Annotated in this window: 9 protein-coding genes and 2 pseudogenes; 5 read left to right on the top strand and 6 right to left on the bottom strand. The window is 54.3% G+C overall.

Features of this window, described 5'->3' with window-relative positions; genetic code table 11:
* Nucleotides 1–6 precede the first annotated feature (6 nt).
* The 3 genes from ACOQFT_RS21960 to ACOQFT_RS21950 all read right to left on the bottom strand — a co-directional run bounded on the left by ACOQFT_RS21960 (nt 7) and on the right by ACOQFT_RS21950 (nt 4,513).
* On the bottom strand, nt 7–1,506 hold the full coding sequence (locus tag ACOQFT_RS21960; protein WP_421599952.1) for an ATP-binding protein: 1,500 nt from the start codon (nt 1,504–1,506) through the stop codon (nt 7–9).
* Nucleotides 1,507–1,515: 9 nt separating this feature from the next.
* Nucleotides 1,516–3,885 (bottom strand): sigma-70 family RNA polymerase sigma factor, encoded by a 2,370-nt coding sequence (locus ACOQFT_RS21955; protein ID WP_421599951.1) that lies wholly within the window; start codon nt 3,883–3,885, stop codon nt 1,516–1,518.
* Between the two features lie 181 nt (nt 3,886–4,066).
* A complete protein-coding gene (locus ACOQFT_RS21950) occupies nt 4,067–4,513 on the bottom strand; it encodes a very short patch repair endonuclease (RefSeq protein WP_421599950.1) in 447 nt (148 codons plus the stop codon).
* A gap of 98 nt (nt 4,514–4,611) precedes the next feature.
* Between ACOQFT_RS21950 and ACOQFT_RS21945 the strand changes: the two genes are divergently transcribed.
* Both ACOQFT_RS21945 and ACOQFT_RS21940 read left to right on the top strand, forming a co-directional pair.
* Nucleotides 4,612–6,105 carry a DNA cytosine methyltransferase gene (locus ACOQFT_RS21945; protein ID WP_421599949.1) on the top strand — a complete coding sequence of 498 codons (1,494 nt, stop codon included), beginning with the start codon at nt 4,612–4,614 and terminating at the stop codon, nt 6,103–6,105.
* Between the two features lie 492 nt (nt 6,106–6,597).
* A complete protein-coding gene (locus ACOQFT_RS21940; RefSeq protein WP_421599948.1) occupies nt 6,598–7,335 on the top strand; it encodes a hypothetical protein in 738 nt (245 codons plus the stop codon).
* A gap of 201 nt (nt 7,336–7,536) precedes the next feature.
* Here ACOQFT_RS21940 and ACOQFT_RS21935 read toward each other — a convergent pair.
* Nucleotides 7,537–7,899 (bottom strand): annotated as a pseudogene (locus ACOQFT_RS21935) (IS66 family transposase); the annotation flags it as partial.
* Between ACOQFT_RS21935 and ACOQFT_RS21930 the strand changes: the two are divergent.
* Both ACOQFT_RS21930 and ACOQFT_RS21925 read left to right on the top strand, forming a co-directional pair.
* Nucleotides 7,874–8,020, top strand: coding sequence for a hypothetical protein (locus ACOQFT_RS21930; protein WP_421600083.1), 147 nt, complete (start codon nt 7,874–7,876; stop codon nt 8,018–8,020). The pseudogene ACOQFT_RS21935 and the gene ACOQFT_RS21930 overlap by 26 nt on opposite strands.
* Nucleotides 8,021–8,106: 86 nt before the next feature.
* On the top strand, nt 8,107–8,397 hold the full coding sequence (locus ACOQFT_RS21925) for a M20/M25/M40 family metallo-hydrolase (RefSeq protein ID WP_421599947.1): 291 nt from the start codon (nt 8,107–8,109) through the stop codon (nt 8,395–8,397).
* Nucleotides 8,398–8,403: 6 nt separating this feature from the next.
* Here ACOQFT_RS21925 and ACOQFT_RS21920 read toward each other — a convergent pair whose 3' ends face one another.
* Nucleotides 8,404–8,751: a RidA family protein gene (locus tag ACOQFT_RS21920; protein ID WP_421599946.1), complete on the bottom strand. Its 348-nt coding sequence runs from the start codon at nt 8,749–8,751 to the stop codon at nt 8,404–8,406.
* A gap of 100 nt (nt 8,752–8,851) precedes the next feature.
* Nucleotides 8,852–9,352 (bottom strand): annotated as a pseudogene (locus tag ACOQFT_RS21915) (helix-turn-helix domain-containing protein); the annotation flags it as partial.
* Between the two features lie 232 nt (nt 9,353–9,584).
* Here ACOQFT_RS21915 and ACOQFT_RS21910 point away from each other — a divergent pair.
* Nucleotides 9,585–9,929 (top strand): transposase, encoded by a 345-nt coding sequence (locus ACOQFT_RS21910; protein ID WP_421599945.1) that lies wholly within the window; start codon nt 9,585–9,587, stop codon nt 9,927–9,929.
* Nucleotides 9,930–10,036: the final 107 nt, after the last annotated feature.

Here is a 10,036-nt window from a genome sequence, read left to right as displayed (position 1 = left end):
CTTTCCTTATTTCTTACCCAGACCTGCGATCAAGTCCGCTCGTTTATCGAATGGCCGGGTTCGCGAGAGTCTCTCCCGGGCTTCTGCCTCGCTCAAGCCACGCGAATAAACCAACGCATCAAACATGGCCTCCATCATTTCGATTAGCGCAGGGTCGGCCTCTTCATCCAAGATGCTCACTGGCGGTTCGTCATGGTCTGAAGTGTCCAACCAAATTCGCTGAACCGGCACGGTTCCCTCGACAAGCCGCAGGAGTGCTTCGATATCCTTGGCCAGTGGTCCGGCACGATCCATTAAGGAGCGGTACAGGTCGTGCTGCCTTGACAGTCGGTAAGCAGTAGCGCCAGAGGGTCGCTTGATTGCCTCCCAGATGTCGGGCATTCCCTCGTTACCCTGTGTGCCATCCGCAACCAGTCGACCTCGGTAAACATAGACATTCCGAGCGATCTCACGAACTTCCTTCGCAAGACGCAGCAGCTGCGGTCGCAAACGAACAGGTGGGCTCGCGGTGGATTTCAGAACATTTATGTTCCATTCGCTGTCCATCGTGTTCGGAATATCCAAGCGGATTCGAGCCAACCGATGTGCTTCATCGCGAGGCCAATGACGCCCCCGTTCGCCCAAGCGAAGCCATCCGGACACGGCGAGCAGCCGCTTGTTGCGGTAAATGTAAAAGCCCTGTTGTGACGCCCATCCGTCCGGTCCGGCTGCCGCTTCGAAATCTGTAGCCTTCTCGAACTTGTCCTTATGTGGCAGAACGTTGAGTTGCACCCGTACTTCTGGCGCACCGATCAGAGAGTACTCCAAGCTCTCCAGACGCTTCGAAGGGTTGCCCATCAAGAACGGGTCCCATGGCTTAACGCGCTTGCCGTTCAACTTCAGGTCGATCTGGTCGAAAGCAGTGCCGATCAGGCGATGAAACACCATTGCCAGATGCCCTTCGAGGGTTTCCAAAACCTCAAAAAGATCGTCGCTGGTAAACCCTGGAGTCACGATCCGATCCAGGTCCTCCCACAAGACAACGGTTCCCGAATGGCCAAGGTTAACGACACCCAACCGTTCTTCTGAACCCGGGCGAGGACCCTCAATCATCGGCCAGTCGCCCCCCGAGATATCTTCAAGAACGTCAAGATCCCACCGCAGGCAAGCTGCCTCGCTGTCGGCACGGAGGGAATGAACCGTCAATGCCCGTGCCTGTGAGAAGCTCGCCGTTTTTAGCCCCATCCCGAACCGACCGAGATCATCCAACCGCCTCTCATGGCGCGGATCGCTGGCGCCAAGTTGCATGGCTTTTTCCAGCTCCATATCATTCATTCCGCAACCATCGTCAGTGATCCGGATCCAGCTATCCGGCCCGGCCCATTCGAAGTGAACATCCACGGAACGAGCCCCGGCGGAAATCGAGTTATCGATGATATCGGCGACAGCCGTCGCAGTGGTGTAACCGAGTCCTCGCAGGGACTCGATCAACATTCCAGCGCGCGGTGGTGCATTACGTGTCTTCATGGTTATCATTCAGAGCAGGCTCCGAAGCAGCCGTTGGTTAGCTGGGTGGCCCAAATCGGCCAGACGCTTTGCTTCGATCTGACGGATGCGCTCTCGCGTTACACCGTAGATGGCCCCCAGCTCTTCAAGGGTCATCTCATCCTCTTCGCGCAATCCGAAGCGGCGAACGAGTACATCCGCGGCACGTTCCGGCATGCGCGTTAGGAAATCCTCGATGACTTCCCTACGTTGAAGTGAAAGGTAGTCGCGGAATTGAGGGGAATCCACGTCCAGTTGATCTTCAGCAGTTTCTTCGAACGGCACGAGCCTTCTCGGGACGCGTCGCAACTTTCGAATAATCTCTGCCGGGATTCCCATCTTTTTTGAGATCAGCGAGATGACAGCCTCCGCCGGTAACTCTTCTGAGAAACCTCCCTCAAGTTGATCCACTTTCCTCAAAACAACAGCTTGATGTGCCGGAACGCGAACCAACGAGCCAGTGTCATCCAACGCTCGACTGATCGATTGCCGGACTCCGAACTGACAGTAGGTCATGAAACGGTGGCCGCGATCGGTCTCAAAAAGGTCTATCGACCGCATCAGTCCAAAAACACCATCATGCACCAAGTCTTCGATATCATCGATGTGTGCTTCGCGCCGGCTGGCCATTCGACGGACGAGCGGCAGGTGTCCCAGTAGTATCTCCTGACGATAACGCTCTCGAACCGCGAGCGAAGCCACGATCTGTTCGCGAGCGTCGTCGAGTTCGGTGTTGACCCGCACACTTTCTTCGATCAATTCAACGGCGAGCCGTGAAAGCTTCATCGCCAAAACCGCTTCCATTGCTTTCGCGCGATCCTCGGAGGTGATGTCACCGTCTTCCAGAAGAGTCTGGTACCCGACGAGATAGGAAAGTGCTCCTGAGAGCACTTCGGCGTCCTGCGTCTGTCGTCCACGCTGAATATCAAGATCGGTAAGCAAGCCGGGTTCGACAGTACCTGCTTCTATCCGCTCCCCAAGCATGACAACCGCCGAAACAAGCTTGGCATCGGCAACGAGCGCGCGGCAAATCTTTTTCTGGCTTTCCGACAGTTCCCGAAAGAGTCGCGCCTCCATTCGCGCCGACAGCGGCCTGAATTCCAGCCCGGGGCGCATGTTCGATCCATTGCAGATACACGAGAGCAGATCGACAATATCTTGGGGATCAGGCATTTCACCTGCAACAATTGCGGCACCATGACTATGGTCATCGACTTGCATCAATCCGATATTGGTAAACTCGTGAACCAAATTGGCCCTGACTGCTTCAGAGTTGAAACTCCCTCGAATCCTTCCAATTAGAACATCGACGTCCTCTTCCGTGCAGGAACCTTCGGCTACTACATTCTCTACCCACTGCACTACGGCGCTGTCCGCAATTGCATAATACCGCGTCGTCGGGGCGGTCGCTTGAAACGCTGACTTACGACCCATGCGAACATCGAGGAACGATCTGTACGTGGCCGCGTCAGCGAACTCCGCCGTCTGCGGCAAGGGGCCCACGATGTCCTCAGCATCGATCCAAAACCCACCCTCGCCAAGGTCATCGAATTCAATATCCGTTCCGTCATCACTTCCGAGACGCGCAACCCGGCCTTCGACGACTTCAAACTCGGCTACGTAATCGTCGCGCTCGATGTCTCGATGGAATTGTTCAGCTTCTTCCTCTCCGTAAAAATCCATATCCAAATCATCGAAATCGAAGGAATCCTCCGAAGATTCCGAAATCGAACTCGACGTGATCGACTCGGTCTTCACATTTGATTGTTTCGGATAAGGATTGACGGCGCTCACTGGCTCAACTTCCGGTAACAAGCTTCGCAAAAGCCCCGCCAACATGGTGTGCCCATTCTCGGCAGCACGCTCGTGGGGCTTCCGGCGCTCGAAGTTTGACACAGCAGGATCGGCGCCCGCCTTGATCAGTTGATCGCAAAACTGCAAACGCCCTTGCGCTGCGCAGATATGCAGGGGCGTGTCACCCTTTCCATCAACAGCTTGTATACGCCCGGCAGCAATCAGCGCAGCTACGGCTTCAGATTTGCCTTGAACGAGGTTGATCAACTCTCTGGTGGACAGCCTTTCCACCTCAGAGCGTATCGACGATACCGGCGGATGTTCAGCCTCGCGGCCCTTCAATTCATCGGCAAGCGCTAAATGTCCCTCCTCTCGTGCCCTGTCAGAAGCCCGGAGACCCTCGCCATCCAAAGTCAATACGCTGTGACCGCGTTCCAAAAGTAGATACACAACATCCCGGCGGCCTTCGCGGGCTGCATCATGGAGAGGAAAGGAAGCTTTTTTCTCTCTGGGAGGGTTACTGCCTTCGCAGCCAGTCCGTAAATTAACCTTACTCGCCAAGTTCATCAATTACTCTGTCAATCCAAAATTCTGGCATCCGAATCTTCGGCAATGTTAAGCTGAATTCAGGCCAAACGAGAACCACCACAAGGCGATTTTGAGTCATAATTATTGTTTAAGTGTCCAACTATTCATCCGGCCCAAATCATATCTATCGAAACATGGGTTTACCCATCGACCAAACCAGTCAGACGGCTCCGATCTCATGCAGTCGAACTCCAGTTTGCATGCCGTCGGTGACAAAATCTGTCACCTCGTCGACTACGTTTTTCTGAAGAATCCGGCCGATCGCACACTCCCACACGATCAGGACCCGCCAGCCACTCGCCAGCAAGGCATCAGCATTCATCCTGTCGCGTGCGATGTTCGAAAGGAATTTCTCCCGCCAGAAGGCGGCGTTCGTGGCCGGTGTGTTTGCTTTGGGACAGCCTTCGTGGCGGTGCCAGAAACAGCCTCGCACCTCAATCACGACACGCCACTTCGGCAGCACGATATCCGGCCTGCCCGGGAGCTTCCTGTCGTGGATTTTGTACCGAAATCCGCGTGCGTGCAGGGCGCGGCGCAGCAGCAGCTCCGGCTTTGTGTTTGCACCCTTGATCCCTGACATCATTCGGGACCGGGTCTGCTTGTCCACGATATCCACCATCCCTTAAATCTATATGGCTAACTGCTGTTTTCCATATGGCGCCCCACCCAAAACCTGGTAGAAGTTGCCGCCGGAGGGATGCACCTATGCCAAAGACCTTTGCCATCATCGATCTTTTTGCGGGTCCCGGAGGACTTGGGGAGGGTTTTTCTCGTGCGGGGCGGGAATCTGACGACAGGATGAAAATCCATCTTTCCGTCGAAATGGATGACCAAGCAGTTCAGACCCTGCGACTTCGTGCATTCCTTCGATCTTTCGAAGAAATGCCGAATGAATACTACGCCGCGTTGAGATCCGGATTGGGTCTGCCTGATTGGCGGTCTCTATATCCCGCGCAATGGCAAAGCGCAGAGGAAGAAGTGCGCCAACAAGTTCTCGGAGAGGAAGGGGTCTTCGACGAACTCGCAACCGAGCTCGACAACTACCGCGAAAGCTATCACGGTGACACCATATTAATTGGAGGTCCGCCCTGCCAAGCCTATTCTCTCGCCGGACGATCCCGAAATATGGGGAAGGCAGGTTACATCCTTGAAAACGACACTCGCCACTACCTCTATCGCGAATATGTAAAAATACTGAATCGGTTACGACCTGCAGCCTTTATCATGGAGAACGTGAAGGGCATGCTCTCCAGTAAGGTTGACGGCGGCGGCATTTTTCAACGGGTTCTCGACGACCTCGAAAGCGCAGCAGACGGATATCGCCTTTTGCCTCTTGGAAAACCGATCCCGTTGGACGCGAAACGTGCGAATGCCAAGGACTTCCTAATCCGCGCGGAAGAGCACGGGATTCCACAGGCCCGACACAGGGTGATAATTCTCGGAGTTCGATCTGACCTCGCGGGTAATCTGCCGACAGGTCTGGCCCCCTTGGGCGCTACGCAGAAAATGGTCTCGGTCGATGAAGCTATCTGCGGTCTGTGGTCGCTAAGAAGCGGCCTCAGCAGAAATGACAACAACGCCGTATGGAAGGATACGGTGCGAGAACAAGCTGCCCGTATCGCCATTGCCGAAGAAATCCCTGACGAGCTTCGCGCTATCGCTCAATCAATCGAGATGGCAAACGATCTTCCGCAACTCCGACAAAGTAAATGGCGTGGTGAAACCATCGGGATGCCGGACCATCTTCGCGTATGGTTTGATGACCCGCGACTGACGACCACGCTGCACCACGAAACTCGGGGGCACATTCCCGGTGATCTCGGACGCTACATGTTCTCTGCGGCTTGGACCCGAGTATTCGGACGCGCGCCGAAGCTGGAGCAGTTCCCTGCTTTCCTGCAACCCGAACACCGGAACAGATCGACAGGCGCCTTTGCTGATCGTTTCCGGACCCAAGCATCTAATCGCCCTTCGAGCACTGTGACCAGCCATATTTCCAAGGATGGGCATTACTTCATTCATCCAGACCCCAAACAGTGCCGCTCTTTGACGGTACGAGAAGCCGCTCGCTTGCAGACGTTCCCTGACAATTACTTCTTCTGCGGGCCTCGCACGAAGCAATACCACCAAGTCGGAAATGCAGTTCCACCCTATCTGGCTTATCAGATCGGACATGCGTTACTTAGGCTCGTTGGCTGACGTCAGACACCACAGAAGATCACATCCATTGGCCGCAAGTAGACGCCGCAGTTATCTGTGAAGTTCGATAGAAACTCAAACAGGCGAAACGTTGAGGGTAATTTTCCACATCGAAGTTTTCTTTCTCCACAATTGATGCAATTGGGACCTGTTCAAACCAATTTTCAATTTGGGGAGGCAGTGGTTTTGCGTGCCCACCTGTGCTGCGGAGAAACTGCAACCAGAAGGACTTCACGCTGTGTCTGTGCGGTGAAGTTACGTGCGCTACTCAAGAGTTTCTGCATTCTCCTCGAGCCAAACTCGCATGCGATCTTCTTTGGTCTCGACAAGTTCCAAAATACGCTTATCCAAGGCATCGGCGTCCACATCGATCAACGCCGCCGACACCGAGCGAGAGAAAGGCACCTACTTCGAACGTCTCTGAGCGTTTAGTGTTTGGCGGCGCTGTCGGACCTACCATTTTTCCCAACTTTTCTGATTTTGAGGACCCCAATGGCAGAACTACAACAGGCAATCCAAAGTGCAACTCAAACCGTGGCGTTACTTAGCAAAGCACGGTGTGTGAGGTTCTACGATCAAAAGCCGGACAGCAAATTTAAGACATTGTACCCTTGGCCAAACGAACAGGGTCGAAATATAGAGCTATCATCGTTTGCAGCCTCAAGAGGGTTGCCGGTAAATACGTCTTTGCGAGTTAAATCGCTTTTCGTTTCCTATAACGCCTACCAAAAACTTAAGAAAATCCACTTACCAGAGGTGGATCGCATGCGCGTTAGCCGTGCGTTGCTTGATGTAATGCAGATCGTGGAAGGTAGCAAAAAGATCTCGGGTGTTACCGCAGTCTGGGATATGGCCGAATACCCAGAGCGTGCTGTCCCTCAGTCGCTATTAGACACAGCTGGACTGGAAGAGTTCAGTAAACACTCAGACAGTATGTTTATGTTTGACAGGTACGACGCAAACGAGAGCGTTAAATTGCGGCCTGTTGCCTTGCCTGCTTTACTCAAAGCCATGCCTGAAATCAAAGAACTGGTAGTAGCCCAAGCCGACCGACGTGAGTTTTCGGGTGAGGCTGTCGACAAGAAAAGCCGAAGCGGCCGGAGGGTCGTTCATCAAGGAAACAAAGACTACTTGCAAAAAGTCTTGAAGCATACGAACGATGCTGTTCGAAGACTTGTCGGCGACTGCGAGTGGTCACATGATCTCAGAAGGGCGATGTCGGATCTCTAATTGTGGCCAGTTGTCGTGCCAAACAGGTTCAGCCTAAAATTTAGCCTGCCGCCAAAAAGAAAGGGGGTAGGCCCCGCTGACGTATTCCGTGCGGTGGGAGATAAGCTTAACCGCAAGATACGAAGGAGACATTCGAATCGGGTCGATCTTCAGGCACTTCAAAAGTCGCTGTCTTCCGGAGAACCGTAAGCGGTGCGCCGATCACACGTGCGCGGCATAGTTCCAGGGCATGAGGTTGTTGATATCGGATTGCTTATGACCGGTTGCAATGGCGGACATGGTTTAAGTGAGCCAGGCGTGGGGATCAATGGCGTTGAGTTTACAGGTCTCGATCATCGGCGCAAGGATTGCCCAATATTGGGCACCAGCCTCGTGGCCAGCGAAGAGTGCATTCTTTCGGTTCAGAGCAATCGGACGGATTGTCCGCTCGACACTGTTGGAATCCAGTTCCACACGGCCATCTTCAAGGAACACAGTCAGGCCGTCCCAGTGTTTGGCAATGTAGCTCAGGGCCTCTCCGATAGGTGATTTTGCGGAGATGCGGGAGCGCGTTTCCCGGAGCCAGATTGCTGACGGGCCAGGCGTCGGAGTAGCGGTCGTAGTTTTCGTCGAGCTGATCGGTGATGGCGATGGCATGATCTACAACATGCGCCTGCGAATGCGATACCGCGGATTGTACGACTGACGGTCGAAATTCGCTCTCCACTGGACGGAAACCGCCTGCAAGCAGGTCAGGACTTGCATCAATTCACTCAATCCATAGCTGCGAGTATGGGTTTGGCCATCGAGTGCTCCGTAACATATTCCCAGCAAGCCCAGCCCTGCGATGCCAGATTGTCATGTGTCTTGACTAATGCAGTCAGATCCAAGGGCGCCAAGGGGTTGTCATTGCCCTCGGGCGCTACGCATGATGCTTCGGCAATGGCGGATCTGTGCCCGGTCGCAATGCTGTTCGTTCGCTGTCGTGATGGTGTGAGCCACAGGCCCGAGGAATTCGCATCTTCGGAAGATCTGGGAGTCGCCATCGACGTTCTTGCGGAGTTTCTCAGGTCTGTTCGCTAACAGCAGTTAGCGAGCTGCGACCACTATGAACTCCACCAGATACTCGGGGGTTGCCAGCTTAGCCTCGCCGCAAGCACGGGCCGGTGCGTGACCCTCTGGCACCCATGCATCCCAGACAGCATTCATTTCGGCAAAATCCTTCATATCGGCCAACCAGATGGTCGTTTGAAGAATGCGTGTCTTGTCGCTTCCAACCTCGGCGAGCAACGCATCGATCTTGTCCAGACAATCCTGCGTCTGCCGCGCGACCGGTGCACCAGAGGTGCCAACCTGGCCTGCGAGATAAATCGTATCACCATGCTCAACGATCTGGCTCATTCGCTTGGCGGTATGATGGCGGGTGATTTCTGTCATATTTTTCCTCATGGTCAGGGATTGAAACGACCCGGATCAAGCGCCTGAACGATGTCAGGTTGCAAGCCGGGATTTGAATTGCAGATCAAAGCAGCAGTTAAGCGCGCACCAGGAACGCGCGGCTGTGTGACAGTTTGATATGCGCGACCTGAAGTTTGACCCGCTCACCGCCGACGTTGGCCCAGTCCTCGCTCCAATCGAATTGGAACGCTTCGCCGGGTTGGAATACCAAAGGCACATAGGTGCCGCGCCCCGTCGTCTGTTCCGCTCGATGCCGATCATCACGCCACGCCCGGGCGAAAGCCGCCACGCGTTCATAGGAGCCGTCATATCCCAGCTTCACCAGATCAGCATGCATTTGCTTCACTGTCCGCCGCTCTTTGCGTGACTTCCGCGTCTGGATCAAAAGCCAAGCGGACAACCGATCCGCATATGGGTCCAATTTGCTTGGACGCTTGGGCGTCTTGAACTTCGGCTCAACCGCGCCTTCGCGCAGATACTTCTTGATAGTATTCCGAGACAAACCCGTCCGCCGGGCGATCTCGCGTATCGGCATTTTGTCACGCAATGCCCAGCGTCTGATGACACTCAAAAATCCCATGTCGATCACTCCAAATCCCCCCAACAAAAACCGTCGGGGAAGTGTGTTCACATGGGTCAATTCTCAGTGACAATTTATGGGCATACCGGGTCAGTTCTCAGTGACAATCAACACTGTGAAACGCTGCCGAGTTGCTTGGCCAATTCCAGCAGCCCCAGCTTCGGCTTGATGATCTTTTCCTGAATGCTTGTCATTGATCGACACTCCTTGCTTGCGCTCCATAAGAGCAGAAATGTCAGATCAAGTCGTGTGTTTTACACATCACCAACTTTCAGCTATTTCTCTCCCGGTGATCGAACCCGGCACTGCCGTGATCCTCGACAACCTGGCCACCCATCGCAACAAGGAGGCCGAAGCGCTCCTGCGCGAACACGGTTGCTGGTTCCTGTTCCTGCCACCCTACAGCCCGGACCTGAACCCGATCGCGATGGCGTACTCAAAATTCAAAGCCCACCTGAGGCGCATTGGAGCGCGATCATTCACGGAGCTGTTCGACGCCCTCAGCGAAATCTGCGATCTCTACACCCCGCAAGAATGCTGGAGCTACTTTTGCGAGGCCGGATATGCTTCTATGTAAACTGGAAACACTTTAATCCGCCTCAACTGTTGTGTTCTGAGCTGATTTGCCCACAACGGGTGAATTGGGGGCACGTCCTACAAGCCCCTCTACTTTCACCGAGAATG

Source organism: Ruegeria sp. MALMAid1280 (genome assembly GCF_049195285.1).
In the GTDB taxonomy this organism is placed as follows: Bacteria; Pseudomonadota; Alphaproteobacteria; order Rhodobacterales; family Rhodobacteraceae; genus Ruegeria.
This window is presented reverse-complemented; position numbering and strand designations above follow the sequence as displayed.

Coding starts and splice junctions, on each gene's coding strand:
- ACOQFT_RS21960 (WP_421599952.1), bottom strand. CDS start 1,506: ATGAAGACACGTAATGCACCACCGCGCGCTGGAATGTTGATCGAGTCC.
- ACOQFT_RS21955 (WP_421599951.1), bottom strand. CDS start 3,885: ATGAACTTGGCGAGTAAGGTTAATTTACGGACTGGCTGCGAAGGCAGT.
- ACOQFT_RS21945 (WP_421599949.1), top strand. CDS start 4,612: ATGCCAAAGACCTTTGCCATCATCGATCTTTTTGCGGGTCCCGGAGGA.
- ACOQFT_RS21940 (WP_421599948.1), top strand. CDS start 6,598: ATGGCAGAACTACAACAGGCAATCCAAAGTGCAACTCAAACCGTGGCG.
- ACOQFT_RS21930 (WP_421600083.1), top strand. CDS start 7,874: ATGCGGGAGCGCGTTTCCCGGAGCCAGATTGCTGACGGGCCAGGCGTC.
- ACOQFT_RS21925 (WP_421599947.1), top strand. CDS start 8,107: ATGGGTTTGGCCATCGAGTGCTCCGTAACATATTCCCAGCAAGCCCAG.
- ACOQFT_RS21920 (WP_421599946.1), bottom strand. CDS start 8,751: ATGACAGAAATCACCCGCCATCATACCGCCAAGCGAATGAGCCAGATC.
- ACOQFT_RS21910 (WP_421599945.1), top strand. CDS start 9,585: ATGTCAGATCAAGTCGTGTGTTTTACACATCACCAACTTTCAGCTATT.